This is a genomic window from Streptomyces sp. NPDC005492 (assembly GCF_040605995.1).
GTDB lineage: Bacteria > Actinomycetota > Actinomycetes > Streptomycetales > Streptomycetaceae > Streptomyces.
This window is the reverse complement of sequence record NZ_JBEXDX010000017.1, coordinates 13,728-39,761: the sequence shown is the minus strand read 5'-3', so window position 1 is coordinate 39,761 and position 26,034 is coordinate 13,728. Positions and strand designations below refer to the sequence as shown.

At 71.4% G+C, this 26,034-nt stretch carries 21 protein-coding genes; 7 read left to right on the top strand and 14 right to left on the bottom strand.

All coding sequences use genetic code 11. The features are described 5' to 3' along the window. Nucleotides 1-10: 10 nt before the first annotated feature. Nucleotides 11-2,353, bottom strand: coding sequence for an excinuclease ABC subunit UvrA (locus ABZT04_RS23130; protein ID WP_356058827.1), 2,343 nt, complete (start codon nucleotides 2,351-2,353; stop codon nucleotides 11-13). Nucleotides 2,354-2,476: 123 nt separating this feature from the next. On the opposite strand from ABZT04_RS23130, the gene ABZT04_RS23125 reads away from it, so the two are divergent. Both ABZT04_RS23125 and ABZT04_RS23120 read left to right on the top strand, forming a co-directional pair. Continuing rightward, nucleotides 2,477-4,945, top strand: a complete 2,469-nt coding sequence (locus ABZT04_RS23125; protein ID WP_356058825.1) for an ATP-dependent Clp protease ATP-binding subunit — start codon at nucleotides 2,477-2,479, stop codon at nucleotides 4,943-4,945. 37 nt (nucleotides 4,946-4,982) lie between these two features. Continuing rightward, nucleotides 4,983-6,005: an alcohol dehydrogenase gene (locus ABZT04_RS23120; protein WP_356058824.1), complete on the top strand. Its 1,023-nt coding sequence runs from the start codon at nucleotides 4,983-4,985 to the stop codon at nucleotides 6,003-6,005. Here ABZT04_RS23120 and ABZT04_RS23115 read toward each other — a convergent pair. Beyond that, a complete protein-coding gene (locus tag ABZT04_RS23115; protein ID WP_356058823.1) occupies nucleotides 5,995-6,999 on the bottom strand; it encodes an LLM class flavin-dependent oxidoreductase in 1,005 nt (334 codons plus the stop codon). The two genes, ABZT04_RS23120 and ABZT04_RS23115, sit on opposite strands and share 11 nt — an antisense overlap. Nucleotides 7,000-7,063: 64 nt before the next feature. Between ABZT04_RS23115 and ABZT04_RS23110 the strand changes: the two genes are divergently transcribed. Then, the gene (locus tag ABZT04_RS23110; protein ID WP_356058822.1) at nucleotides 7,064-7,555 is read left to right on the top strand and encodes a hypothetical protein; all 492 of its coding nucleotides are present in this window, start codon (nucleotides 7,064-7,066) and stop codon (nucleotides 7,553-7,555) included. A 33-nt stretch (nucleotides 7,556-7,588) separates the two neighbouring features. On the opposite strand, the gene ABZT04_RS23105 is transcribed toward ABZT04_RS23110, so the two are convergent. The 5 genes from ABZT04_RS23105 to egtA all read right to left on the bottom strand — a co-directional run bounded on the left by ABZT04_RS23105 (nucleotide 7,589) and on the right by egtA (nucleotide 12,262). Then, nucleotides 7,589-7,804, bottom strand: coding sequence for a dodecin (locus ABZT04_RS23105; protein WP_019068358.1), 216 nt, complete (start codon nucleotides 7,802-7,804; stop codon nucleotides 7,589-7,591). A 93-nt stretch (nucleotides 7,805-7,897) separates the two neighbouring features. Next, the gene (gene egtD / locus ABZT04_RS23100; RefSeq protein ID WP_356058820.1) at nucleotides 7,898-8,860 is read right to left on the bottom strand and encodes an L-histidine N(alpha)-methyltransferase; all 963 of its coding nucleotides are present in this window, start codon (nucleotides 8,858-8,860) and stop codon (nucleotides 7,898-7,900) included. After that, nucleotides 8,857-9,627, bottom strand: a complete 771-nt coding sequence (egtC, locus tag ABZT04_RS23095; RefSeq protein ID WP_356058819.1) for an ergothioneine biosynthesis protein EgtC — start codon at nucleotides 9,625-9,627, stop codon at nucleotides 8,857-8,859. Before egtC ends, egtD begins: the two co-directional genes overlap by 4 nt. After that, a complete protein-coding gene (egtB, locus tag ABZT04_RS23090) occupies nucleotides 9,627-10,955 on the bottom strand; it encodes an ergothioneine biosynthesis protein EgtB (protein ID WP_356058818.1) in 1,329 nt (442 codons plus the stop codon). The genes egtC and egtB overlap by 1 nt, the downstream gene beginning before the upstream one ends. After that, nucleotides 10,952-12,262, bottom strand: a complete 1,311-nt coding sequence (gene egtA, locus ABZT04_RS23085; protein ID WP_356058817.1) for an ergothioneine biosynthesis glutamate--cysteine ligase EgtA — start codon at nucleotides 12,260-12,262, stop codon at nucleotides 10,952-10,954. The genes egtB and egtA overlap by 4 nt, the downstream gene beginning before the upstream one ends. Nucleotides 12,263-12,543: 281 nt before the next feature. Between egtA and ABZT04_RS23080 the strand changes: the two genes are divergently transcribed. Next, nucleotides 12,544-13,368, top strand: a complete 825-nt coding sequence (locus ABZT04_RS23080; protein ID WP_356058816.1) for a TIGR02452 family protein — start codon at nucleotides 12,544-12,546, stop codon at nucleotides 13,366-13,368. 4 nt (nucleotides 13,369-13,372) lie between these two features. Here ABZT04_RS23080 and ABZT04_RS23075 read toward each other — a convergent pair whose 3' ends face one another. The 4 genes from ABZT04_RS23075 to ABZT04_RS23060 all read right to left on the bottom strand — a co-directional run bounded on the left by ABZT04_RS23075 (nucleotide 13,373) and on the right by ABZT04_RS23060 (nucleotide 17,163). Further along, nucleotides 13,373-13,819, bottom strand: coding sequence for a type II toxin-antitoxin system PemK/MazF family toxin (locus ABZT04_RS23075; RefSeq protein WP_356058814.1), 447 nt, complete (start codon nucleotides 13,817-13,819; stop codon nucleotides 13,373-13,375). 55 nt (nucleotides 13,820-13,874) lie between these two features. Beyond that, nucleotides 13,875-15,362 carry an SPFH domain-containing protein gene (locus tag ABZT04_RS23070; RefSeq protein ID WP_356058813.1) on the bottom strand — a complete coding sequence of 496 codons (1,488 nt, stop codon included), beginning with the start codon at nucleotides 15,360-15,362 and terminating at the stop codon, nucleotides 13,875-13,877. A gap of 143 nt (nucleotides 15,363-15,505) precedes the next feature. After that, a complete protein-coding gene (locus ABZT04_RS23065; protein ID WP_355911397.1) occupies nucleotides 15,506-15,724 on the bottom strand; it encodes a hypothetical protein in 219 nt (72 codons plus the stop codon). A gap of 2 nt (nucleotides 15,725-15,726) precedes the next feature. Further along, a complete protein-coding gene (locus ABZT04_RS23060) occupies nucleotides 15,727-17,163 on the bottom strand; it encodes an amidase (RefSeq protein WP_356058812.1) in 1,437 nt (478 codons plus the stop codon). A 255-nt stretch (nucleotides 17,164-17,418) separates the two neighbouring features. Between ABZT04_RS23060 and ABZT04_RS23055 the strand changes: the two genes are divergently transcribed. Both ABZT04_RS23055 and ABZT04_RS23050 read left to right on the top strand, forming a co-directional pair. Then, nucleotides 17,419-18,807, top strand: a complete 1,389-nt coding sequence (locus ABZT04_RS23055) for a glycoside hydrolase family 43 protein (protein WP_356058810.1) — start codon at nucleotides 17,419-17,421, stop codon at nucleotides 18,805-18,807. 76 nt (nucleotides 18,808-18,883) lie between these two features. Continuing rightward, the gene (locus tag ABZT04_RS23050; RefSeq protein WP_356058809.1) at nucleotides 18,884-20,143 is read left to right on the top strand and encodes a glucarate dehydratase family protein; all 1,260 of its coding nucleotides are present in this window, start codon (nucleotides 18,884-18,886) and stop codon (nucleotides 20,141-20,143) included. An 11-nt stretch (nucleotides 20,144-20,154) separates the two neighbouring features. Here the strand turns inward: ABZT04_RS23050 and ABZT04_RS23045 are convergent, their stop codons facing one another. Further along, nucleotides 20,155-21,522, bottom strand: coding sequence for a Fic family protein (locus ABZT04_RS23045; RefSeq protein WP_356058961.1), 1,368 nt, complete (start codon nucleotides 21,520-21,522; stop codon nucleotides 20,155-20,157). 67 nt (nucleotides 21,523-21,589) lie between these two features. Further along, nucleotides 21,590-22,900, bottom strand: a complete 1,311-nt coding sequence (locus tag ABZT04_RS23040) for an MFS transporter (protein WP_356058808.1) — start codon at nucleotides 22,898-22,900, stop codon at nucleotides 21,590-21,592. A gap of 416 nt (nucleotides 22,901-23,316) precedes the next feature. On the opposite strand from ABZT04_RS23040, the gene ABZT04_RS23035 reads away from it, so the two are divergent. Then, nucleotides 23,317-24,267, top strand: coding sequence for a superoxide dismutase (locus ABZT04_RS23035; RefSeq protein WP_356058807.1), 951 nt, complete (start codon nucleotides 23,317-23,319; stop codon nucleotides 24,265-24,267). A gap of 48 nt (nucleotides 24,268-24,315) precedes the next feature. On the opposite strand, the gene ABZT04_RS23030 is transcribed toward ABZT04_RS23035, so the two are convergent. Next, nucleotides 24,316-25,923, bottom strand: coding sequence for an MFS transporter (locus tag ABZT04_RS23030; RefSeq protein ID WP_356058806.1), 1,608 nt, complete (start codon nucleotides 25,921-25,923; stop codon nucleotides 24,316-24,318). Nucleotides 25,924-26,034 lie beyond the last annotated feature (111 nt).

Below are 26,034 nucleotides of genomic sequence, written 5' to 3'. Positions count from 1 at the left end.
AACCGCGGAACTACGGCTGCGGGGGTGCCAGCGCCCACGCCAGATAAGGGGCCGTAACGCTCCCCGCAGCCCCCGCCACGTCCCTCGGCGGACCGGTCGCCACGATCCGTCCCCCCTCCTCCCCGCCACCCGGCCCCAGGTCGATCACCCAGTCCGCGCCCGCCACCACGGCCATGTCGTGCTCGACCACCACCACGGTGTGGCCCGAGTCGACGAGGCCGTGGAGCTGGTGGAGGAGGACCTCGACGTCGGCGGGGTGGAGGCCGGAGGTCGGTTCGTCGAGCAGGTAGAGGGTGTGGCCGCGCCGGGCGCGCTGCAACTCGCTGGCCAGCTTGATGCGTTGGGCCTCACCGCCGGAGAGTTCGGTGGCGGGCTGGCCCAGCCGCAGATAACCGAGACCGACGTCCAGGAGTGTGGCGAGGCTGCGTGCCACGGACGGGGTGTCCGCGAAGAAGCCCGCCGCGGCCTCCACCGTCAGGTCCAGCACCTGCGCGATGTTCCGTTCCCGGTACGTCACTTGGAGCGTCTCGGGGTTGTAGCGGGCCCCGCCGCAGTCCGGGCAGGGTGCGTAGGTGCTCGGGAGGAAGAGCAGCTCGACGCTCACGAATCCCTCGCCCTGACAGGTCTCGCAGCGGCCGCCCGGCACGTTGAACGAGAACCGCCCTACGCCGTAACCCCGTTGTCGTGCCTCGTCGGTGGCCGCGAACACCTTGCGGACGGTGTCGAAGAGGCCGGTGTAGGTGGCGAGGTTGGAGCGCGGGGTGCGACCGATCGGTTTCTGATCGACCGACACCAGCCGTCCCACGCCCGGCAGTTCCTCGGTGATCTCGCCGATCAGCGTGGACTTTCCGGACCCCGAGACGCCGGTGACCGCAGTGAACACACCGAGCGGGAACTCGGCGGTCACATCCCTGAGGTTGTGCCGGGTGATCGGCCCGACCTTCAACTCGCCGCGCGGCGGGCGGACTTCGCGGACCGGTGCGGGGGAGGCATCGAAGAGGAAACGAGCCGTCGCCGACTCCTCCACCGCCGCCAGGTCGGCCACCGGCCCGCTGTGCAGCACCCGCCCGCCGTGCTCACCCGCCAGCGGGCCCACGTCCACCAGCCAGTCGGCGCCGCGCATCACATCGAGGTGGTGCTCCACCACGAACACCGAGTTGCCCGCGGTCTTCAGCCGGTCCAGCACCGTGAGCAGGGCCTCGGTGTCCGCGGGGTGCAGTCCGGCGGACGGTTCGTCCAGGACGTAGACGACACCGAACAGACCGGAGCGCAACTGCGTTGCCAGACGCAGCCGTTGCAGCTCGCCCGCCGAGAGGGTGGGGGTCGGACGGTCCAGGCTGAGGTAGCCGAGGCCGAGTTCGAGGATGGGTGAGATGCGGGACCGGAGGTCGTCGGTGAGGACGCGGGCCGCCTCCGAGGTGCCGCCGAGCATGCCGGACAGCTCCGCGAGCGGCAGGGCGGCGAGGTCGGCGATCGTGCGGCCCGCGACGGTCACGGCGAGTGCCTCGGGGCGCAGCCTGGCGCCTTTGCAGACCGGGCAGGGGGCGCTGGTCAGGAAGCGTTCCGCCTTGGCGCGCAGGGTCGGACTCTTCGTGTCCGAGAAGGTCTTCATGACGTAGCGACGGGCGCTCATGTACGTGCCCTGGTACGGGCGTTGGATGCGGTCCGCGTCCCGTACCGGATGGACCGTGACCACCGGCTGCTCGTCCGTGAACAGGATCCACTCACGCGCTTCGGCGGGCAGTTCGCGCCACGGCACGTCCACGTCGTGGCCGAGGGTGTCCAGGATGTCGCGCAGGTTCTTGCCCTGCCAGGCGCCCGGCCACGCGGCGATCGCGCCCTCGCGGATCGACAGCGAGGGGTCGGGGACGAGGGACTCCTCGGTCGTCCGGTGCACCCGGCCCAGGCCGTGGCACTCCGGGCACGCGCCCGCCGCCGTATTGGGGGAGAAGGCGTCCGAGTCGAGACGCTCCGCGCCGGGCGGGTAGTCACCGGCGCGGGAGAACAGCATCCGCAGGGAGTTGGAGAGATTGGTGACCGTGCCCACCGAGGAACGGGAGGTGGGGGCCGAGCGGCGCTGCTGGAGCGAGACCGCGGGCGGCAGGCCGGTGATCTCGCCGACCTTCGGCGCGCCGATCTGATGGATCAGCCTGCGGGCGTACGGCGCGACCGACTCGAAGTAGCGGCGCTGCGCCTCGGCGTAGATCGTGCCGAAGGCGAGGGACGACTTCCCGGAGCCGGAGACCCCTGTGAACACCGCCAACACGTCGCGCGGGATGTCGACGTCGACGCCCTGAAGGTTGTGCTCGCGGGCGCCACGGACGCGGACGTAGGGGGCCTGAGGGCTGTGCATGACCCGAAGAGTCTACGCGGCCTCGTCGTGGGACGCCCGCTGACCTGCGGGGGTGCGCGGGTGTCCGCACTGTGCCACGTTGGAGGATACGGATGCCAGTCGTCACACGGAAGGCCCGTGGTCATGACCACTCCCGGATTCGGTTTCGGACGCAGCCCCTTCGAGGAATTCGACGAGTTGATGTCCCGGTATTTCGGCGGTTCGGGACCGGCGACGCCTTCGCGCCGGCCCCAGCGCGTGGACATCGGCAGCCTGCTCTCCGAACGCGCCCGGGAACTGGTGGCGCAGGCGCGGGACATCGCCGCCGTGGAGGGCAGCGAGGAACTCGACGCCCGGCATCTGCTGGCCGCTGCCACCGAGCAGGAGTCGACCCGGCGGCTGCTCGCCGAGGCGGGCGCGGACCCCGACCGGATCCGCGAGCGGCTGGCCGGCGCGGACGGCGCCGTGAAGACCGAACCCACCACGCTCACCCCGGCCGCCAAGCGCGCCCTGCTCGACGCGTACCAGATCTCGCGCGCCGAGAACTCCTCGTACATCGGCCCCGAACACCTGCTGCGGGCCCTGGCGGCCAACCCCGAGTCGGCCGCCGGACAGGCCCTCGCCGGCAGCGGCTGGGAGAACGGCGCACTGCCCACCGGTGCCGAGCCCGAGCGGAAGCGGCACAGCAACACGCCCACCGTCGACGAGTACGGGCGCGACCTCACCGAGGACGCCCGCGCGGGGCGGCTCGACCCCGTGATCGGGCGGGACGAGGAGGTCGAGCAGACCATCGAGGTCCTCTCCCGGCGCAGCAAGAACAACCCCGTCCTCATCGGTGACCCCGGCGTCGGCAAGACCGCCGTAGTCGAGGGCATCGCCCAGCGGATCGTCGCCGGGGACGTGCCGAAGACCCTGGAGGGCAAGCGGCTCGTGTCGCTGGACCTGGCCGGGATGGTCGCCGGCACCAAGTACCGGGGCGAGTTCGAGGAGCGGCTGAAGAAGCTCCTCGACGAGGTGAGCGAGCACGGGGACGAACTGGTGCTGTTCCTGGACGAGTTGCACACCGTCGTCGGCGCGGGAGGCGGTGGCGACGGCTCCCTCGACGCCGGAAACATGCTCAAACCCGCCCTGGCCCGCGGTCAGTTGCACCTCATCGGCGCCACCACCGTCGACGAGTACCGCAAGCACATCGAGAAGGACTCCGCGCTGGAGCGCCGCTTCGCGCCCATCCTGGTCGGCGAACCGACCGTCGACGACACCATCGAGATCCTGCGCGGGCTGCGCGACCGCTACGAGGCCCACCACCAGGTCCGGATCACCGACGAGGCGGTCGTCGCGGCGGCCGAACTCTCCGACCGGTACATCACCGCCCGCTTCCTTCCCGACAAGGCCATCGACCTGATGGACCAGGCCGCGGCCCGGGTACGGCTGCGCGCGAAGACCCCGCTCTCCGACACCCGCGAGGCCGAGGACCGACTGGCGGCCCTGAACCGGGAGAAGGACCAGGCCGTCGCCGACGAGGAGTACGAGCGGGCCCGGGAACTCCGCGACCGGATCAAGGAGACCGAGGCCGAGCTGAAGGCGGCCGGCACCGCCGAGGAACAGGCGCCCAAGGTCACCGCCGAGGACATCGCCGAGGTCGTCTCCCGCACCACCGGCATCCCCGTGGCCCAGCTCACCGAGGAGGAGCGGGCCCGGCTGATGAAGCTGGAGGAGCACCTCCACGAGCGGGTCGTGGGCCAGGACGAGGCCCTCACCGCCGTCGCCCGCGCGGTACGCCGTGCCCGCGCCGGGATGAGCGACCCGAACCGGCCCATCGGCAGCTTCCTCTTCCTGGGCCCCACCGGCGTCGGCAAGACGGAACTGGCCCGCGCGCTCGCCGCCGCCCTCTTCGGCGACGAGAACCGCATGATCCGCCTCGACATGAGCGAGTTCCAGGAGCGGCACACCGTCTCCCGGCTGGTCGGCGCCCCTCCCGGATACGTCGGCCACGAGGAGGCAGGACAGCTCACCGAGGCCGTCCGCAGGCAGCCGTACGCCGTGCTGCTGCTCGACGAGGTCGAGAAGGCGCACCCCGACGTCTTCAACACACTGCTGCAACTCCTGGACGACGGACGGCTCACCGACTCGCAGGGCCGCACGGTCGACTTCAAGAACACCGTCGTGATCATGACGTCGAACATCGGCGCCGACCGCATCCTCGCGGCGGGCGTCGACGACTACGCCAAGGTCCGCGAATCGGTGATGCCGGTCCTCAACCAGCACTTCCGGCCCGAGTTCCTCAACCGCATCGACGAGATCATCGTCTTCCGCGGCCTCGAACGCACCCAACTGCGCGAGATCGTCGACCTGTTGCTGGAACACACCCGGCGCAGGCTGCACGCCCAGGACGTCACCCTCGATGTCACCGACGCGGCGGCCGACCTGCTCGCGAACCTCGGCTACCAGCCCGACTTCGGCGCCCGCCCGCTGCGCCGCACCATCCAGCGCGAGGTCGACGACCGGCTGGCCGACCTGCTGCTCTCCGGCGAGCTGAACGCGGGCGACCAGGCCCGGGTAGACGCGAGCGACGGCGCGATCGTGATCCGCGCGAGCCAGGGGGCCGAGCAGTAGCGACGCCCCGGATGCGCAACCCCTCCCGGAGGGACGGATGGACAGGTATCGAGTAGCGCAAGTCGGTTCCGCCGGCGGTGAGTTCGAGATCGTCGAGCGTGATGTGCCGTTGCCCGGGCCCGGTCATGTGCGCATCGCCGTGGAGGCCTGCGGGATCTGCCACAGCGATACGTTCTTCGTGAACGCCGGCGTGCCCGGCGTGCGGTTCCCGCTGGTCACCGGGCATGAGATCGCCGGGCGGATCGACGCGCTCGGCGAGGGCAGCTCGGACCGCGGCTGGCGGGTCGGCGACCGGGTGGCGGTCGGCTGGTTCGGCGGCAGTTGCGGTTACTGCACCCCTTGCCGGCAGGGCGACTTCATCGTCTGCGAGAACCTGAAGGTGCCCGGCTGGGCCTACGACGGGGGCTTCGCGGAGATGACCGTGGCACCGGTCGACGCGCTCGCCCGGATCCCCGACGGGCTGGCCGCGAGCGCCGCCGCGCCCATGGGGTGCGCGGGAGTGACCACGTTCAACGGGCTGCGGCACAGCTCCGCGCGACCGGGCGACCTGGTGGCCGTACTCGGCCTCGGCGGCCTCGGTCACCTGGGCGTGCAGTACGCGGTCGCCATGGGATTCGAGACCGTGGCGATCGCGCGAGGCGCCGAAAAGGCCGACTTCGCCAAGCAGTTGGGCGCGCATCACTACGTCGACAGCACGGCGGACACCGAGGTCGCCGAGGCGCTGCGCGCGCTGGGCGGCGCCAAGGTCGTCCTGGCCACTGCGGGCAACGCCGACGCCACCACGGCGACCGTGGAGGGGTTGAGGCCCCGCGGCGAGCTGGTGGTCATCGGGGCGGACAACGCGCCGTTGGGGATCAGTCCGCTCCAACTGCTCATGAGCGCCAAGGTGGTTCGGGGCCATCCTTCCGGCACCGCGCAGGACGTCCAGGACACGCTGGCCTTCAGCGCCCTGTACGGCATCCGTCCGATGGTGGAGACCGTGCCTCTGGACGAGGCCGGCGAGGCCTACGAGAGGATGCTGTCCGGGGCCGCGCGCTTCCGGATGGTGCTCACCCCGTGAGCGAGGCGATGCGGGCGAGCCGCCGGTAGGAGTCCAGCAGGGCTTCGCGGTCGTAGGTGCTGGTGGTGACGAGGACCTCGTCGGCCTCCGTCTCCTTCAGCACCGTCTCCAGCTCGTGGGCCACCTGTTCCTCGGTGCCCGCGAGCTGTCCGCTGAGCCCGGCCTCGTAGAAGCCGAACTCCTTGTCGGTCATGGCCAGTTGCTCCACCCGCTCGGCGGGCGGCAGCGGCGGGAAGGTGCCGTGGGTACGCGAGTACGCCATCGACCACGCCTCCGGGACCAGCAGCCGGCGGGCCGCCTCGGGGGTGGCGGCCACCGCGATCGTCCCGGAGATGACGACGTACGGTTCCGGAGCCCAGGGGGAGGGCCGGAACCGTGTGCGGTAGTGGTCGATCCCGCGCCGCATCTTCTCCCGATTGCGCAGGTCCCCGATCACCATCGGCAGGCCGGCGCGGGCCGCGATGTCGGCACCCTCGCCCATCGCGAGCACGAAGGGCGGGACACTCAGGCCCTCCGAGGGCCGCGCGTGCGCACCGGTGGGCGAGGTGCCGCGGAACCAGTCCAGGAGTTCGTCGAGCTGTCCGGCGAAATCGTCGGCGTCGTCCTTGTCGCGACCCAGAGCCCGGCGCACACCGTCGGTGAAACCGACCGAACGGCCGAGCCCCATGTCGATCCGGCCCGGGAACAGCGCCTCAAGCACCCCGAACTGCTCGGCCACGACCAGGGGTTGGTGATTGGGCAGCATCACCCCGCCCGTCCCGACCCGGATGCTCCGGGTGGCCGAGGCGACGGCGGCGGCCAACACGGTCGGCGCGGACCCGGCGACCCCGGGCACACCATGGTGCTCCGACACCCAGAACCGCCGATACCCCAGCTCCTCGACCTCCCGCGCCAGCCGAACGGTGTCACGCAGCGCCTCGGCGACCGGGTGCCCCTCGCGGGTGCGGGAGCGGTCGAGGACGGAGAAGGGGGTCGAGGCGATCACGGAGCTCACAAGGGGTTCAACGCCCGACAGCCCCTGGCATTCCCAGCCTTCCGGGGCTGCCTAAAGTGGCCGTGTGACAACCGACAGCAGCCGCCCCCTCGCCGTATTCGATCTGGACAACACCCTCGCCGACACGGCGCACCGGCAGCATTTCCTGGAGAGCAGGCCGCGCGACTGGGACGGCTTCTTCGGTGCCGCCCCGCAGGACCCGCCGCTGGCGGCGGGCATCGCGCTGGTGCTGGAGTGTGCCGAGGAGTGCGAGGTCGTCTATCTGACCGGGCGGCCCGAGCGGTGCCGGCGCGACACGCTCGCCTGGCTCGCCGCCCAAAGATTGCCCGAAGGGCGGGTCTTCATGCGACGCAACGACGACCGCAGGCCCGCTCGGCGCACCAAGCTGGAGATCCTGGAGCGGCTCGCCCACAACCGCGTGGTCCGGGTTCTCGTGGACGATGACGAACTGGTGTGCGACGACGCCGAACGGGCCGGGTTCAGCGTCGTACGGGCCCGCTGGACCGCCCCCTCCGCCGCGCTGGAGGCGGCGCAGGAGGGGGAGGGCCGGACCTGAGGACTCTCTTCCCTACGACGGCCTGTACGGCTGTCAGTCCTCGTCCTCGATGCGGAAGCCGACCTTCAGGCCGACCTGGTAGTGCTCGATCTGCCCGTTCTCGATCTGGCCCCTGACCTGTGTCACCTCGAACCAGTCGAGGCTGCGCAGGGTCTGCGCGGCGCGGGCGACGCCGTTGCGGATGGCCTGGTCGATGCCCTCGTGAGAGGTGCCGACGATCTCGGTGACCCGGTACGTGTGGTTGGACATGCGGGTGCTCCTCTCGGCCGTGACGGGCGCGTCACGCGTCACTCCACCGTGCCCCAAGGTGCGGCGGTGCGCGAGACGGCCCGTCACCCGCCGTCAACGCACCACGCTCAGTGACAGCGCGAAGCGTCCCTCCCGGTCGGTCCACCAGTGGGCCAACTCCAGCCCGGCGGCCGCCAGTTCGGTCCGCACGCCCTCCTTGCGGAACTTCGCCGAGATCTCGGTGCGCAGTTCCTCGCCGGCCGCGAAGTCGACGGCGAGATCGAGCGCCGGGATCTTCACGGTCTGGTCGGTGCGGGACCGCAGCCGCATCTCGATCCACTCGTGGCCGCTGTCCCAGAGGGCCACGTGGTCGAAGGCGTCGGGGTCGAAGTCGGCGCCCAGCTCGCGGTCGACCACGGTCAGGACGTTCTTGTTGAACGCGGCCGTCACTCCGGCCGCGTCGTCGTACGCCCTGACCAGGACCTGCTCGTCCTTGACCAGGTCGGTGCCGAGGAGCAGCGCGTCGCCGGGGGAGAGCAGCGAGCGCAGTCCGGCGAGGAACGTGGCGCGTTCCGCCGGGAGCAGGTTGCCGATCGTGCCGCCGAGGAACGCCAGCAGCCGGGGCCCGGGCGTCTCCGGCAGGGTCATCGCGCCGGTGAAGTCGGCGATCAGGGCGTGCACGTTCAGGTCCGGGTGTTCCTCGACGAGGGCCTGCCCGGCCTGGGTGAGCGCGCTCTCGCTGACGTCGACCGGGACGTACACGGCCAGGCCGGTGAGCGCGTCCAGCAGGTGGCGCGTCTTCTCCGAGGAACCGGAGCCCAGCTCGACGAGCGTGCGCGCGCCGGTGGCGGCGGCGATCTCGCCGGCCCGGTCGACGAGGATCTCCCGCTCGGCTCGGGTGGGGTAGTACTCGGGCAACTCGGTGATCCGCTCGAAGAGTTCGCTGCCGTGGGCGTCGTAGAACCACTTCGGCGGGAGGGTCTTCGGGGTGCGGGTGAGGCCCTGCAGGACGTCGGCGCGCAGGGCCGCGTCGGTGGCGTCCTCGGGAAGGGTGCGGGTGAGAAGGAACGGGCTCACGTACGGGGCTCCTTCGAAGGTGCGAGGTCTTTCAGGGGGGTGAGGAGGACCTCGGCGCTGGTCGCGGTGAGCAGAGTGCGGTCGGGGACCTCCTGCCAGTGCGGGTCGTCGTCGTAGGGCTCGGAGGCGACGACCGTGCGGCCGGGCTCCGAGAGGTACCAGAGGGTGTCGCCCCAGGCCGTCGCGGCGATCGTCTCGCCGTTGGTGAGAAGGAGGTTGAGGCGGGAGCCGGGGGCGTAGTGGGCGACCTCCAGCACGGTGTCGGCCAGCGCCTGGCCCTCCTCGTCGCCCGCCCGCAGCCGGTTCAGGACCAGCGCCCAGACGAGCGCGGAGTCACAGCGCGCCTCCAGGGACAACAGGTCCACCGGGGGCAGGCGCCTGGCCAGGACGGCGAGGGTGCGGGGCCAGCCGGTGACGGCGCCGTTGTGGCTGAACAGCCAGGGGCCCGCGGCGAACGGCGCCGCCGCGGCCTCCCCGTCGGCACCCGCGAGCGTCGCGTCCCGTACGGCGGCCAGCAGCGCGCCCGAGCGGACCACGCGGGCCAGGTCGGCGAAGGACTGGTCGCCCCAGATGGGCGCGGCCCGCCGGTAGCGGCCCGGCACCGGGTCGCCCTCGGCGTACCAACCCACCCCGAAACCATCGGCGTTGACCGTGCCATGCCGCTGCCGCCGCGGCTCCCAGGACTGGCGGTACAGGCTGTGCTCCGGTTCCACGAGGAGCCGGCCGAGCGGTTCCTCGGGTCCCAGATAGGCCAGGTGACGGCACATCAGACGGCCCCCGAGCGGGCGGTGCGGAATCCGGAGAAGATCTGCCGCCTGATCGGATAGTCCCAGTTGCGGAACGTGCCCCGGCAGGCCACCTCGTCCACGGCGAACGAACCGCCCCGCAGCACCTTGTACTCCGGGCCGAAGAACACCTCCGAGTACTCCTTGTACGGGAACGCCCGGAACCCCGGGTATGGCAGGAAGTCGCTCGACGTCCACTCCCACACGTCACCGATCAACTGCCGTACGCCGAGCGGTGATTCGCCTGCCGGATAGCTTCCGGCGGGGGCCGGGCGGAGGTGGCGTTGGCCGAGGTTGGCGTGTTCCGGCGCCGGGTCGGCGTCGCCCCACGGGTAGCGCATCGAGCGGTCGCCCGTCGGGTCGTGACGGGCCGCCTTCTCCCACTCGGCCTCGGTGGGCAACCGGCGTCCGGCCCAGCGGGCGTAGGCGTCGGCCTCGTACCAGCACACGTGCACCACCGGCTCGTCGAGCGGTACGGCCTCCGTGACGCCGAACCGGCGCCGCAGCCACTGGCCCGCCTCACGGCGCCAGAACAGCGGCGCTGTGACGGAGTTGCGGCGGATGTGCGCCCAGCCCTCCTTCGTCCACCAGCGCGGGTCGTCGTAGCCGCCGTCCTCGATGAACGCCAGATATGCGCCGTTCGTCACCGGGGTCGTGTCGATGTAAAAGGACTCCACCTCCCGCCGGTGAGCGGGCCGTTCGTTGTCCAGGGCCCATGGCTCGGTGGAGGTGCCCATGGTGAACGGGCCGCCGGGGACCAGGACTTCGGTAGGACCGGTGAACAGCGGGACCGGCTCCGGGTCCGGGGCCGTCAACGCCTGTGGTCCCGTGCGGAGCTGATGGGTGATCAGCATTGTCTCGTCGTGCTGCTGTTCGTGCTGGGCGACCATCCCGAAGGCGAAGCCCATCGCGGTCAGCCGACTCCCGTGGAACGCGGTGCTCTCCAGCACGTCGGTGACCCGGCCGCGTACCTCGGCCGCGTACTGCCGGGCCTCCTCGGGCGGCAGCAGCGGCAGCGAGGGACGTTCGGAACGCGGGTGCTCGAACGCGTCGTAGAGGCCGTCGATGTCGGGCCGTATCGCGTCCCGGCCGCCGACGGCCCGCAGCAGCCACAGCTCCTCCTGGTTGCCGATGTGTGCGAGGTCCCAGACCAGCGGGGACATCAACGGCGAGACCTGGGCGAGGAGTTCGGGCTCCTCCACGCAGCTCGTCAGGAGCGTGGTGCGGTCCCGGGCCGTGGTGAGGGTGGTCAACGCCCGTTCCCGGAGCGCCTCGATATCGATGTCAGTGGCGATGTCTGCGTCGGTCATGTGCGGATGTCCTTCCCGTGCGGACGGCTGTCCGTGCCGCGCACGCGGTCGAGCAGATCGTCGGCGGGGCAGCGGCCCCGGATGACATAGCGGTCGAAGTACGCGCGGACGGCGTCCGTGACCTCGGCGGTGGCGCCGAGCCGGGGCAGGGCCTCCAGCGCCGCGGCGAAGCAGACGAGGGCCACCTCGTGCAGCTCCGGGTCGGACAGTCCGTAGCGGGCCGCGTCGATCCACAGCGGATTGTGCGGCGCGGGCAGCCCCAGGGACCGTTCGGCCAGCGGCTTCACGGCCCGGTACGCGGTCTCGGCCGCCTCCGGGTCGTCGAACAGCGCCGTCGTCACGGCCAGCGGCACGATCCAGCCGTCGTCCCCGGGCTGCGCGTCGATCATGCGCAGTTCCAGATGGCCACGCGGTCTGACCGGCGGGAACAGGGTCGTGACGTGATAGTCGAGATCCGCACGGGTCGGCGGTCTCGGCGACCCCGACCTGATCCACTCCCGGAAGGTCAGCCCCTCCGGGACCTCCCACGGGCCGCTGTCCTGCCGTATGCACATCACCGGCGAGTCCAGGACATGGCCGGTCCAGGAGTCGCGCGGCTCCTTGTCCAGCGGCGGCGCGCCCGCCCGGCCGGGGCCGATCTCCATCCAGATCAACTGCCGGGTGGAACGCCAGCCGGTGGGGCTGCGGCCGACCAGCGGGGAGTTGGCGAAGGCGGCCACCAGCACCGCGCCCAACTGGTGCGCCAGCCACCAGCGCCGCCCGAGGCCCAGCGGGCCCGGCTCCTCGTGGCCGGCGTCCAGGCACACCTGCACGGACGCCGAGGTGCACATCATGCGGCGGCCCGCGGTGCCGGTGCGGTCGAGGCAGCGCTCCATCGCGTCGTAGCGAGGCTCGTGCAGGAACCGGCGCGGCGGGTGCCAGGGATCGTGGCCGACGCCGACCAGTCCCAGGCCGTCGCGGGCCAGCACAGCGCGGACGGCGTCGAGATCTTCGGAGACGGAACCGATGCACTCCATCAGGGAGGCGGCGGGCGACGAACTGAGTTCCAGTTGGCCGCCGGGCTCGACGGTGAGCGCCGACCTCAGGGGCACGGTCCTGAGAGCGGCGTAGGCCGCTTCCAGTCGTTCGGGTGTCACGGGGAGCTGCGGCAGGCGCAGCTCGTGGACGAGCCATTCCACTTCGACCCCGAGTTTTCGGGGCGGTCCTGTCTTGAAGCAGATGCCCTTGACCAGGGCTTCCACCTCGGGTTCGGTGACCGCGACGACGGGCTCCGTACAGTCGCTACAGTCACTTGCCGTATCGGACATGTCGGGATCCTCCTGAGATTCCACCATGCCACCGGCCCGGTTTCGTTTGGGCCCGGGTCGGCACACTCGTACCACCCAAGACCCTCGCGCCGCATCGCACAAGGGTGCGTATCGGCACGTTCGGGATCGGTAATCTCCGGTTCTTCCGCTGTTTCCGGGGGCCCGGAAACTCTGTTGCACGGCAGAACCAGCATCGCTCACGATGCCTGTATGAGCACGACGGGGGAGAGCACGGGGGAGATCGCTCAGCGCGCGGTCATGGCGTATACGGGGGTTGCGCCATGAGCGCGCGTCTGCGCGGTATCGCGCAGCAGACCGAGGAGATCGTGGCGGCCGGGGGCTACCGCGCGGCGGACGGCCGCGAGATCTCCATCGCGGCGGAGACCGAGGCGGCCCGCGCGGCTACCCGCCTCCACGGACCGGAACCGGTGCAGATACCACCGTTCTCGCCCGTGGACACGTTCGTCGAGGTCACGGGCGAGAGCAGCCTCGAAGCCGCCCGCCGGCTCACCGGCCCGGTGGCCGTGCTGAACTTCGCCTCGGCCCGCAATCCGGGCGGCGGCTTCCTGAACGGCGCCCAGGCCCAGGAGGAGGCCCTGTGCCGCGCCTCCGCGCTGTACACGTGCCTGCTCGAGGCCCGCGGTTTCTACGACCACCACCGCGCCCACCGCGATCCGTTCTACACGGACCGGGTGATCCACTCACCGGCCGTCCCCGTCTTCCGCGACGACGAGGGCCGCCTCCTCGACGAGCCGTACACCGCCGGATTCCTGACCGCCGCCGCGCCGAACGCCGGGGTTGTGCTGCGCACGGCACCGGAGCGCGCGGCCGAGCTGCCGCACGCCGTCGCCGTACGGGCGGAGCGGGTGCTGGAGACGGCGCTCGCGCACGGCTACCGGCGCCTGGTCCTGGGCGCCTGGGGCTGCGGGGTCTTCCGGAACGACCCGGTGCAGGTCGCGGGCGCCTTCCGCGCGCTGCTCGGGCCGGGCGGACGGTTCGCCGCGGCCTTCGAGCATGTGGTGTTCGGCGTCCTGGACCGCACACCGGGTGCCGCGGTCCGGGACGCGTTCGTACGGGCGTTCCCGGAGGGTCAGCTCCAGCGGTAGCCGCTCAGGTCCAGCCGTAGCGCTCGTGCAGCCGGTGGCGTACGAGGTTGAAGCGCATCTGGTCGATCGCGCACGCCTCCCGGCGCATGCCGTCCTCGTGCAGACGCAGCACCCGGTCCACGTCGACCCACGAGTCGCGGCCCGACTTGTCCCACGGGCCGTTGCCGATCGGCACCCACTCGCGGTCGGCGTCGTGCCGCTTGCTGGAGAGCTGGACGGCGAGCAGGGTTCCGCCGGGCTCACGGGCCACGACGAGCACCGGGCGGTCCTTGCCCCGGCCGTCGTTCTCCTCGAACGGCACCCAGGTCCAGACGATCTCACCGGGGTCGGGGTCACCGTCGTGCGCGGGGGAGTACTCGGTACGCACCCTGCCGACCTCGCGCGGGTCGGCCTCGGTGGTGGCGGAGGGGCCGAAGCGGCCCGGGACGTATCCATCGGTAAACGCGGTCACGGGGGGCACCTTAAACGGTGTCCCCCGTGACCTGTACGTCAGCCTCCCGTCGGGGTCACCTCTCGTCCTTCTCCACCGGCACCTTCTGCGACGGCGGTGTCACGGTCCCGTTGAGGGCCGAAGTCCCGTTCGGGGTCTGCCCGTTCTGGTTCATCGTGGCGAGCAGTTGGCGGGCCAGACCGAGACCCGTGCCGCCCATGGTGAGCGCCTTGGCGAGCATGTCCGCCATGCCGTCGGCCCCGTTGAGGACCACCATGTTGTCGACGCTGCCGAACGCGGACGCGCCCGCCCGTACGATCTCCGGCCAGTTCTCGGCCAGTTGCTGTGCGACCACGGCCTCCTGGTTCTCGGCGAGGGCCGCGGCCCTCGCCTTGATGGCCTCCGCCTCGGCGAGACCCTGGGCCCGGGTCGCCTCGGCGGCGGCGAGGCCCTTCGCCTGGGCGGCGGCGGCCTCGGCCTCACCGGTGGCCCTGGTGGCCGTAGCGGCGGCCGCACCGCGTGCCTGGGTCGCCTCGGCCTCGGCGTTCGCGGCCGTCTTGACCCGGTTCGCCTCGGCCAGGGCGGCGAGTTCGGTCTCCTTCGCCTTGGCCTGCGCGGCGGAGATCCGTGCGTCGCGCTCGGCCTCGGCGCGGGCCCGGGTCTCGTAGGCCTGGGCGTCCGCGGGCTTGCGGACGTCCGCCTGGAGCTGCTGTTCCCGGCGCAGCGCGTCGAGTTCGGCGATCCGGGTCTCCTGGACGACGACGTCCTGCCGGGCGGCGGCATCCGCGAGCGGTCCGGCCTGTCGGGCCTTCGCCGCCGCCTTGTCGCGCTCGGCCTGATAGCCGGCCTGGAGGATCTCGCTGTCCCGGGTGGCCTCCGACATCCGTGCCGCGGCCTTCTGTTCGGCCTCGGTCGCGAGCCGGTTGGCCTCGGCCTGCGCGATGCGCGCGTCCCGCTGGACGGCGGCGGCGTGCGGCATCGCGAGGTTCTTGATGTACCCGGTCGGGTCCTCGATCTCGTGGATCTGCAGCGAGTCCACGATCAGACCCAGCTTCTCCATCTCCGTACCGCACGCGGCACGGGTCTGACCGGTCAGCTTCTCCCGGTCGCGGATCATGTCCTCGACCGTCAACCCGCCCACGATGGACCGGAGATGACCGGCGAACACATTGTGCACCCGCTCCGACATCATCTTCTGCTGGTCGAGGAAACGACGGCCCGCGTTGGCGATCGACACGAAGTCGTCGCCCACCTTGAAGATGACCACGCCCCGTACCTTGAGCGGAATGCCCTGGGTGGTCACGCAGTCCACGTGCAACTCGGTCTCGTTCAGGTCGAGCGAGATCTTGCGCACCGCCTGCACACCGGGCAGCACCAGCGTGCCGCGCCCCGTGACGATGCGGAACCCCATGCCCTCCTCAAGGCCTTCGGTACGGTGCTTGGAGCCCGAGATGATGAGTGCCTCGTTGGGCTCGGCGACCCGCCACATCGACTTGAACAGACCGATCAGTACGAGCACGGCGACAACCGCCGCCCCCGCTACGACGCCGATGATCATCGGCATTCGCCCCCTTGTGATGGTGCCCTTTCGGCACCGAACGAAGGGAGTGTGCGCCTGCGCGACACCGGGGTACAGCCGCTGACGGATCCTTGTTGCAATCTTGACGCATACGGCCCCGGACCGCTCTCACCTGCGAAGCAGGGGGCTCAACTGTCGTATGCCTGCGTGACGTAGACCGTCCTCGGCGGCAGGTACTCCACCACCATCACGACGGTGCCCCGCTCGATCCGGTCCGCGCCGGCGGCGGCGTACGCGAGGAAGTGCTCGGCGCCCCCGCGCACCCGGACGATCACCTCGCCGACGAGCCCGGGCCCGACCGTCCCGGTGACCCGTCCCATCAGCCCGACCATCGAAGCGTCCTCCATGCTCACAGCGTACGGGCCGAACCCGCCGGGGAATCCGCTGCGGCCGCTTCGGGCCACCGCTCGTGCCAGCGCAGGTCCGCCTCCAGTTGGGCGGCGAGCGACAGCAGCAGCGGTTCACTGTTGGCCGGGCCCAACAACTGGGCGCCGACCGGGAGTCCACCCGCCACGAAGCCCGCGGGGACGTTGACGCCGGGCCAGCCGAGGATGTTCCACGGCCAGGCGTAGGGGCACGCGGCGATCATCGCGCGGTCTGTGGCGAGGCCGCCGAGCGGGAGCATCGCGCCAACTGCGGGCGGGGGAGCGGCGGTTGTGGGCGCGAGGATCAGGTCGTACATACCGAGGAACGCGCCGATCCGGTCGTGCAGGACCGCCTCCGCGCGCCGGGCCGCCCGCAGCGGGGCCCCGCCGAGCAGCCGACCGAGACGGGCGGCTTCGACGGTGCGGCGGTCGAGGAGCCCGGGGTGCGGTGCCTCGCGGACCCGCTCGGCGAGACCGACGGTGGCGCGCGGGACGAACGTCAGCCCGATCTGCCCGTACGGCGGATCGGCCTCGACGACTGTGTGGCCCAACTGGGCCAGTTTCTCGGCGAGTTCGAGAACTCTGGCCCGCACTTCCGGTCGCAGCCGGGCGGGCATTGCGGTGAACGGCGGCTTCAGCGAGAGCGCGATGCGCAGCCGTCCGGGGTCGCGGCCCGCCGCCTCCGCGAGGGCGAGCACGGGAGGTTGGTGCGGGTCGCGGGCGTGGTTGCCGCTCGCCGCGTCCAACAGCAGGGCCGCGTCCGCGACCGTACGGGTGAGGGTGCCGTTGACCGTGATGCCCTGGAAGGACTCGCCGCGCGGCCAGGTCGAGACGCGGCCGCGCTGCGGTTTGACGCCGATGAGGTGGGTCCACGCGGCGGGGATGCGCACCGACCCCGCGCCGTCCGAGCCGAGAGCCGCCGGGACCAGCCCCGCGGCGACGGCCGCCGCCGAGCCACCGGACGAACCCCCGGGCGTGTGACGGGAGTTCCACGGATTGCGGGTCTCTCCGAACGCGGGCCCCTCGGTGAACGGCCACTGCCCGAACTCGCAGGTGTTGGTCTTCCCGACGATCACGGCACCGGCCGCCCGCAGCCGCCGTACCGCCTCCCCGTCCTCGGCCACCGGCGGGAACTCGCCCCGGCAGCCGAACGCGGTCGGCTCGCCCGCCACGTCCATGTCGTCCTTGACGGCGATGGGTACGCCGAGCAACGGCCTGCGCACTCCGGCGGCCAGTTCCCGGTCCGCCGCCTCGGCCTCGGCGAGCGCCGCCTCCGTCCGTACGACCCGAAAGGCGTTCAGGGAGGCCCGAGTCGACTCGATCCGCGCGAGGGCCTGCTCGGTCAGCGCCCGTGCCGTCACCTCCCCGGCGGCCAGCGCGCGGGCGGACTCGGCCAGGCCTGCGGAGCGGTCGGGCGTCATACGGGCACCTCCGGAAGCACGATGTCTACCGCACGGTAACGTCCGGGCGCCCGGCGGGATATGGATGCGGCGACTTCCAACGGGAGCCGAACGGGCGGGTGTTCACCACAGACGTCCCACAGAGATCATCCAGCCCTGCGCAAACCATTGACGTGCTCCTGACCCACCCTTACCTTCTGATCGATTTGGCGAACCGTGTTCGAGATTTCGACATGGCGAACCAGTGAAACCATCGAGTCTCCGGGAGAGCCGCCCGTGACCACACGTCCCCCCACGCCGTCCCGCCGCGCCCTGCTGCGCGCGATGGCCGTCCTCCCCGCCTCCGCGCTCGTCCTGGGCGAGGCCCCCGGACTGCTCGGCGCGGCCCTGGCAGCCGCCCCGTCCAGCGGCTACGCCACCCGGTACACGATCGTCCCGTTCCTCAACAGCGACGACGGCACCGTCAACGTCTACCAGTCCGACGACGCCACCGACTTCCGCCTCGTCCAGTCCTCCGCCTACACCCCGCCCAGCAACCGCATCCGCGACGCCAGCGTGTTCAAGCACACCGACGGCTCCTACTACCTGACGTACACCACCCACACCTGGGAGGACGTCAGCACCACCATCGGCTTCGCCCGCAGCGCCGACCGGGTCAACTGGACGTTCCTGTACGACTACACGGTCCCGATCACGAACCTGTCCCGGGCCTGGGCGCCCGAGTGGTTCGTGGACAGCGACGGCAGCGTCAACGTCATCGTGTCCTGCTCGACCACCGACGACGAGTGGATCTTCACGCCGTACGTGCTGAAGGCCACCAACTCGGCGCTGACGGCCTGGAGTTCACCGGTCGCCGTGTCCGGCATCGGCTCCAACCACATCGACACGTACATCGTGCGGACCGGCTCGACCTACCACGCCTTCACCAAGAACGAGACGGCGAAGTACATCGAGTACGCCACCGCCACCAGCCTCACCGGCCCCTACACGATCTCCAAGACCGGCGACTGGGCCGGCTGGGGCAGCTACCGCGAGGGCCCCTCGGTGGTGCAGCTCGACAACGGCGGCTGGCGCATCTTCTTCGACGGCTACGGCGACGGCAACTACTACTACAGCGACAGCTACGACACCTTCGCCACCTGGTCCGCGCCGACCGCGCTGACCACCCTCTCCGGTACGGCACGGCACTTCACGGTCATCAAGGAGACGGTGTCCGGCGGCCCGAGCCTGGCCACCGGCGTCACCCGCTCCTTCCGGTCCGCCAACTACACCACCCGCTACTGGCAGGAGCAGTCCGCCCTGCTCAACCTGCCGGTGGTGACCAGCTCCAGCACCACCGCGCTGAAGCAGGCCTCCACCTTCACCGTCGTCGCCGGCCTCGCCGACGCGACCGGTTTCTCCTTCCGGGACTCCGCGGGCAACTACCTGCGCCACTACGACTTCCGGGGCCGCTTCGACGCCAACGACGGCACGACGACGTTCGCGAAGGACGCCACGTTCTACGCGCGCACCGGGGCCACCACCGGCGCGCTCCGCTTCGAGTCGTACAACTACCCCGGCTACTACCTGCGCCACTACGACTACCAACTGCGGGTGGACCCGACGGACGGCACGGACCTCTTCCGGACCGACAGCTCGTTCGTGCCCGTGACGGCCTGGGCCTGAGCGGCGGCTGAGAGCTGCCGGAACGGGGCAGGATGCTGATGGACATGAACGGCGATGGCCTGGAGGCGCTCGACGCATGAGCAGTACGGCAGGAACCCGGATCCGCGAACTGATCGTCACCCCGATCGCCTTCCGCGACCCGCCCCTGCTCAACTCCACCGGTGTCCATGAGCCGCTCGCCCTGCGGTGCGTCCTCCAACTCGTGCTGGAGGACGGCACGGTGGGCCTCGGCGAGTCCACGGGCGGCGCGGTCCGTCTGGAGCGACTTGAGGCGGCGGCGAAGATCGTCGTGGGCAGGGACGTGTTCGACACGTCGGCCCTCGTCGCCGCGATCGACGCCGCCCTGCTGCCGACCGTCCCCAGCGCCCACGAACGCGGCTGGACCACCTCGGCGGTGGAGGTGGCCTGCCTCGACGCACAGGGCAAGCTCCTCGGGCTCCCGGTCTGCGACCTGCTCGGCGGGAAGGTCCGCGACCGGGTGCCCTTCGCCGCGTACCTCTTCTACAAATGGGCCGAACACCCCGCTCTCGACGGCCGGGCCGCCGTGGCCGACGACTGGGGTGCGGCGCTGGACCCCGCCGGGATCGTCGCGCAGGCCCGGCTGATGCAACAGCGGTACGGATTCCGGTCGTTCAAGCTCAAGGGCGGTGTCTTCCCGCCCGACGAGGAGATCGCCGCGATCAGGGCACTGGCCGAGGCCTTCCCCGGGCAGCCGCTGCGCCTGGACCCCAACACGGCCTGGACACCGGAGACGTCGGTGTATGTGGCCCATGAACTCGACGGCGTACTGGAGTACTTGGAGGACCCGACCGCCACCATCCCCGGCATGGCGCAGGTCGCGAAGGACTCACCGCTGCCGCTGGCCACCAACATGTGTGTGGTCGCCTGGGAGCATCTGCGGCCGGCGATCGAGCAGCGCGCCATCCAGGTCCTCCTCACCGACCACCACTACTGGGGCGGGCTGCGCCGGACCCGTGAACTGGCCGCCGTCTGCGAGGTGTTCGGGCTCGGCCTGTCCATGCACTCCAACTCGCACCTGGGCATCAGCCTCGCCGCCATGACCCATGTCGCCGCGACCATCCCCAACCTCGACCACTCCTGCGACACGCACTACCCGTGGAACTCGGCCGACGACATCGTCGTCCCCGGGGTGCTGGAGCTGCGCGACGGAGCGGTCGAGGTTCCCACCGGCCCGGGCCTCGGCGTGGAGCTCGACCACGACGCCCTCGACCGACTGCACCGGCTGTATGCGGAGTCCGGGATGCGCGCCCGCGACGACACCGCCTACATGCGGCGGATCCACCCCGACTACGAGCTGAGACTGCCGCGCTGGTGAACTCCCTTGTGTCAGGGGCTGGTTGAGGCGGCGCGGCGCCGGGTCTCCCTGAGGTGGGTGTCGAGGGACCGGGCCAGGATCACCCCGCTCTGCGGGTCGTCGGCCCGCAGGCCGAAGCGGCGGATCAGAGTGACCCGGTCCAGGGCGACGCCTTCGCGGGCGAGGACGAAGACCAGGGCCAGGAAGGCGGACCGGGCGTTGCCGTCGTCGAAGGGATGGAAGAAGCACACGTCGAGATGGGCACGTGCCGCGCGGGCGGTCAGCGGGAGGGGCCGGGCACCGCTCGCTGCGCTCTCGGCCAGACAGACGTCGAGGTGTTCCCGGGTGTCCGGGCCGATGCCGTAGCGCTCCCTGCCGCCTTTGGCGAAGGCAGGGAGTGTGCGGAACGACGGTGGTTCCGGTGTGCCCAGCACCTGTTGCTGCCAGCCGCGCAGCAGGTCGAAGTCGAGCCGGGCGCCACGCGCCGCGTCGGCCCGCACCAGGTCCAGGGCGGCGAGCAGTCCCTCCCCGCGGGCCGTGTCCACGGCACGGTCGAAGGTACGTATGGACTCCGCCGCTCCGTCACGCACCGGGATCACCGGGCCGTCCCCGCCGCCGTCCGGCACTCCCTCCCACGGCACGTCCTCGCGCAGCGCGAGCCAGCTCCGCAGATGGTCCGGCAGAGGTCCGGCGGCGCGGCGTACCGCGTCGTCGGGCCGCAGTGACCGCGCGAGTCGCTCCGCGATGTCGTCGACGAGCACCCGGTCCGGGCCGCTCCAACTGCGGAACCGCCCGCCGATCGCCTCGTCCACCAACACCTCCGCGACCTCTGGGTCGACGTGCCAGCGGCTGAGGAACCAGGAGAGGACCTGACGGCAGTGCCCGTACCAGCCGCTGCCGCAACCGGTGCGGTCCGTCACCTGAAGGATCAGGTTCCGGGCGGCGCACTCCCACAGGATCCGCTGGTCCGCCACGGTCGCCAGGTCCAGCGGATACGCCTCGAACAGGTCGGCGAGCCGCTCCAGCCAGTCGCGCCACTCGCACAGCCCGGAGGCCACCCGGTCCAGGGTCTCCTCCGGAGAGTGGTGCGAATGCGTGGCACAGCACCAGCTTCCGACCGGGCCGCCGTCGAAGTCCCCCTCGTCGTGCGCCCAGCGCCAGCCGACGGCCCAGTCGCCGAAGCGCTCGGCGAGGGAATACGACATGGCGTCGGCCCAGGGCGTCGCCACGTGCCAACTCCACTCGTGCAGTACGGGATCGCCGTAGGGGAGGTCGGGGCGGCTCGGTGTCCGCAGGGCCGGTCCGAGCGAACGGACCGCCTGTGCCGCGGACCCGCTGTCGAAGGGATGACGGGCGGGGTCCACCTCGTCCCAGCTCAGCGTCCTCGGGTTCAGGTCCATCAGCACCGCGCAAGCCTGCCCACCCACCCGGCGCCCGTTCAACCGAATTACCGTGGGGCACGGCTCGTCAACGCGCCGCCGTCGACGGCTCCTTGGGGAGCATGGCGCGCGTCGGGTCGGCGCTCGCGCGCAGGGTGGGTTCGTTGCGCAGCCGTACGAAGGTGACGGCCAGGGCGACGGCCTGCACGGCGGCGCAGCACAGGACGGCCGTGCCGAGGTGGGCCGGCGGAGTGATGGCGACGAGGACGCCGGCCACCGGGAACGGCAGCAGCAGGAGCAGCATGGTGAGCGAGAGCGTGGTGCCGAACGCCGTGGCCGGGATGACCAGCGACCGCAGGGTGCGCAGGACGACGGTGAGGCCGCCGTCGCCGGCCATGAACAGCGCGACGAGGACCGTGTAGGCGGCGTAGGACGGGGCCTGGGGGAGTGCCAGACAGGCCGCCGACGCGAACGTGCCGCACACCACCCCCACTCCCCACAGGTCGACGCGGCTCAGCGCGAGTCGGCACAGGGTGATGGCCAGCAGGGTGGCGGCAGCGGCGGCGGACCACAGGGTGCCCACGTCGGCGGAGTCGCGGCCGAAGTTCTGCACCACGATGACGGGGCTGGCCGACTGGAGCAGGCCGAGGGCGAGATTGGAACAGGCCAGCCCCGCCACCAGCCAGCGCAGGGCGGGAAGTCGGCGCAGCATGCGCAGCCCGGTCCGCATGCCGCCGGGGGTCCGCTCGCCGTCCGGGCGGGCCGAGCGCAGCGGGGTGGGCGGTGTCTGCAGGCCGAGCACGGCCGCCAGCAGCGACAGCCCGGTCAGGCAGCCGAGCATCCAGCCCGGGCCCACCAGCAGCAGGAAGCCCGCGAGCAGGGGGCCGACGAGCATGGCGGTCTGGTCGATGCCGATGAGCACCGACTGCACTCCGTGCGGGTGGTGTTCGGCCCGCCGGGTGACGATCGCGCCCACGGCCTCGTTGGCGACGAAGCTGAACTGGGTGAGGGTGCCGGTCACCGCGGCCAGCACCAGCACGGTCACCGTCTCCGCGGTGCCGTGCGGCAGCATGGCCAGCGCGACGGCCGCCGCCACCAGCACCAGGGCCCGCAGCAGCGAGGCGAGGAAGCACACGATCGCCGCGCCGCGCCGGTCCACCACCTTTCCGGCCAGCACGAACGCGGCGATCCGCGGTGTCCACTCCAGGGCGAACGCCAGACCCGTCAGCGACGAGGAACGGGTGATGGCCAGCACCAGCAGCGGCATGGCGTACGTGGACATGGAGAACGCCAGCGCGTCACTGGTGCGCGGTGCGTAGATCCGTCGAAAAAGGCTGCCGGACGGAACGGCTGCATGGCGACCGGCCGGCGGCCGGTCCTCGTGCAGGGTGATGGCCACGGAATGGGGGGCTTTCGGTGAGGCGTATCACGGGGGGCGAAACGGACGGAACCGGCCTGGGGCGCAAGGAATTCAAGGAAGGCGGAGCAAGGGGAAAACGCCTGCGAGCAGGGGAAGTTGAGGCGTGAAATATAGCGCAGCCACGCCACTCCTCATATGCGGTACCGGCATCTCCTCAAGGTCTGCGCAAGGAGTTCGTGGCATTTCCGATGCCGAAATCGGAAGTGTCCGCAGATTCGTGGTCGGGAGCGGTGAGTAGAGCACCAGAACCTTTCCTGCTGTTCGCCCGGGTGGGAACTCCGGGGGCGTGACGGGCCGTTGCGCAAAGAGAAGGCTTTGGGGCGGAGTTGAAGACGACTTGACCCGGTCCCAGAGCTCAACTCCCCCCACTCCCACTCGTCCCGGAGGCCCTGGTCATGACCGCTGTCCCTCCCCGGCCCACCCGGCGCGCCTTACTCGGCGGCGCCGCCCTGACCGCACTCGCCGTGACCGTCGGCACCGGCACCGCGAGCGCCAACTCGTCCACCGCCCAGGCCAGTTGGCCGACGGAGTTCCCGCTGCCCGACGGCTTCCTCCCCGAGGGCATAGCCATCGGCGGCAGGCCGTACGCCTACATGGGCTCCCGCGCCGACGGCGCCATCTACCGCACCGACCTGCGTACCGGCGAGGGCAAGGTGCTCTCCGAGGGCGCCACCGGCCTGGTCTCCGTCGGACTGAAGCTGGACCACGACGGCCTGTTGTACGTCGCCGACAGCACCGGAGCCGCGAGAGTCGTCGACTCCCGCACCGGCGAGATCCTGACGACCTATCAACTCACCCCGTCGACCGGCCACTTCATCAACGACGTCACCCTGCTCGGCGACCGCGCCTGGTTCACCGACTCCCTCGACGCGGTGCTCCACGGCGTGCCCCGCGGCCGTACGGGAGAGGTCACCGCCCTGCCGCTCACCGGCGACTGGGTGCAGACACCCGGGGTGAACAACGCGAACGGCATCGTCGGCACCCCCGACGGCCATGACCTCATCGTCGTCAGCAGCACACCCGGCAAGCTCTACCGCGTGTCCCTCAGGACCGGCGCCGCCACCGAGATCGCCCTGAGCGGAGCGTCCGACGTGGCCAACGGGGACGGTCTGTTCCGGATCGGCCGGACCCTGTACGTCGTCCAGAACCGGCTGAACCGGATCAGCGTGTTCGACCTCGACGCCGAGGTCACCACCGCGACCCTGCGCCGTACGATCACCGACCCGCGCTTCGACGTCCCCACGACCGCCGCCCGCTTCGGGAACCGGCTCTACCTGGTCAACGCCCGCTTCACCAGCCCGCAGACGCCCGAGACGACGTTCACCGCCGTCGCCGTCCCGGTCTGAGACGACAGAGAGCGGGGCTCCGTCAACGGAGCCCCGCTCGTGGGTGGTTCAGCGGTTCGCCACCGGGTCGCCCGCCGCGACGGGCGCCTCGGTGGCAGCCCCGGCGGTCGGAGCCGTCGTGGGCGCGGACGCCTGTCGCGGGCGGAGCAGCAGGGCGCAGACCGCGGCGGCGAGGAGAGTCAGCGCCCCGGCCACGATCAGACACAGCCGCATGCCGTCCAGGAACGAGTCGCCCAGCGCGCCGAGCGCCCGCCCGGTGTCCGCGCCGAGGTTCATATGGGCGACGGCGCCCAGACCGCCGGCGTCGGCGGTCGAGACGATGCTGCGCTGCGTCGCGCCGGTCACCCCGGCGTCGGTGAGGTGGCCGGGCAGCGCGTCCAGCGCCTTGGTGGTGAGCAGGGCGCCCAGGACGGCCGGGCCGAGCGCGCCGCCGACCTGCCGGAACGCGTTGTTGCCGGCCGCGGCCATCCCCGCCTGCTGATACGGCACCGAGGCCACGGCGGTCGCGGTCATCGGCGTCAGGACGGTCCCGATGCCCAGGCCCAGCAGCGCCAGCCGCCAGGCGATGGACGTGAACGAGGTGTCGGCGTCGACGCCGGTCAGCGAGAACATCGAGCCGGAGATGACGAGCAGACCGCCGGTGATCAGGACGCGCGGCGAGACCCGGTGCATGAGCCGCCCGACCGGCTGGCCGACCACGATCGCCGCCGCGGTGACCATGAGCAGCCGCCAGGCCGCCTGGAGCGTGTCGAGCTGCTGCACCAGACCGAAGTACAGGCTGAGCAGGAAGAAGAAGCCGATCAGCGCCAGGAAGGTGATCATCGCGACCAGGGTGGTGGCGGTGAACGCCGGGCTGCGGAACAGCGTCAGGTCCAGCATCGGGCTGTCGCCGCGCCGCTCGGCGAGCACGAACGCGACCCCCGCGACCACCGCGGTGAACAGCGCCACCATGACCTTGACGTCGGTGAACGAACCCGCGCCGCCCTCGATCACGCCGTAGACGAGGGCGGTGATGGAGAGAGTGGCGGTGAGCTGGCCGGGCCAGTCGAGCCTGCGGCCGTGCGGGGCCCGTGAGTCGGGGAGGAGGCGGCCGGCGAAGCCCAGCGCGATCAGCGGGACGGGGACGGAGAGCAGGTAGATCCAGCGCCAGGAGGCGTGGTCGAGGATGACTCCGGCGATCAGCGGGCCGATGGCCAGCGCGGCCATGAGGGAGGTCGCCCACAGGCCGATGAACTTGCCGCGCTCCCGGTGGTCGGGCACCGCGTGGCTGATCAGCGCCAGCGTGGTGGGCAGCAGGGTCGCCGCGCCGAGCCCGGCCAGCGCCTGCCCGATCCACAGCACCTGCACCGACTGCGCGGACAGCGCCACGGCGGCACCGGCGGCGGCGAACAGCAGCCCCGCCAGGAACACCTTCTTGCGCCCGTGCACATCGCCGAAGACACCGGCGGTGAGGATGAACGCGGCCATGGGCAGGACGAACGCGTCCTGGACCCAGGACAGTTGGGCGGTCGACGCGTTCAGCGCCGCCTGGACGGCGGGCAGGCTCACGGCGACCGTGGTCACCGGCAGGTAGGCGACGAAGACGCCGAGACAGGCCATGACAAGGGTGGCCGCCCGCCGGTCGGTCGGCCCGCTCGCCGGGGTCGTGACGTTCACGGAGAACTCTCCTTCTGAGGTGTGATGCCCTAGAACAGGCACGCGCCCCAGGATCGGCTCCGGCATCGACAATCACCAACGTGTCACCGAGAAGCGAGCCGAAACCTCCAT

What these genes read in the sequence shown, in the direction of transcription:
- ABZT04_RS23130 (WP_356058827.1), bottom strand. Translation starts at nt 2,353, where the DNA reads ATGCACAGCCCTCAGGCCCCCTACGTCCGCGTCCGTGGCGCCCGCGAG.
- ABZT04_RS23125 (WP_356058825.1), top strand. Translation starts at nt 2,477, where the DNA reads ATGACCACTCCCGGATTCGGTTTCGGACGCAGCCCCTTCGAGGAATTC.
- ABZT04_RS23120 (WP_356058824.1), top strand. Translation starts at nt 4,983, where the DNA reads ATGGACAGGTATCGAGTAGCGCAAGTCGGTTCCGCCGGCGGTGAGTTC.
- ABZT04_RS23105 (WP_019068358.1), bottom strand. Translation starts at nt 7,804, where the DNA reads ATGTCCAACCACACGTACCGGGTCACCGAGATCGTCGGCACCTCTCAC.
- egtC (WP_356058819.1), bottom strand. Translation starts at nt 9,627, where the DNA reads ATGTGCCGTCACCTGGCCTATCTGGGACCCGAGGAACCGCTCGGCCGG.
- egtB (WP_356058818.1), bottom strand. Translation starts at nt 10,955, where the DNA reads ATGACCGACGCAGACATCGCCACTGACATCGATATCGAGGCGCTCCGG.
- egtA (WP_356058817.1), bottom strand. Translation starts at nt 12,262, where the DNA reads ATGTCCGATACGGCAAGTGACTGTAGCGACTGTACGGAGCCCGTCGTC.
- ABZT04_RS23080 (WP_356058816.1), top strand. Translation starts at nt 12,544, where the DNA reads ATGAGCGCGCGTCTGCGCGGTATCGCGCAGCAGACCGAGGAGATCGTG.
- ABZT04_RS23070 (WP_356058813.1), bottom strand. Translation starts at nt 15,362, where the DNA reads ATGCCGATGATCATCGGCGTCGTAGCGGGGGCGGCGGTTGTCGCCGTG.
- ABZT04_RS23065 (WP_355911397.1), bottom strand. Translation starts at nt 15,724, where the DNA reads ATGGAGGACGCTTCGATGGTCGGGCTGATGGGACGGGTCACCGGGACG.
- ABZT04_RS23060 (WP_356058812.1), bottom strand. Translation starts at nt 17,163, where the DNA reads ATGACGCCCGACCGCTCCGCAGGCCTGGCCGAGTCCGCCCGCGCGCTG.
- ABZT04_RS23050 (WP_356058809.1), top strand. Translation starts at nt 18,884, where the DNA reads ATGAGCAGTACGGCAGGAACCCGGATCCGCGAACTGATCGTCACCCCG.
- ABZT04_RS23045 (WP_356058961.1), bottom strand. Translation starts at nt 21,522, where the DNA reads ATGGACCTGAACCCGAGGACGCTGAGCTGGGACGAGGTGGACCCCGCC.
- ABZT04_RS23035 (WP_356058807.1), top strand. Translation starts at nt 23,317, where the DNA reads ATGACCGCTGTCCCTCCCCGGCCCACCCGGCGCGCCTTACTCGGCGGC.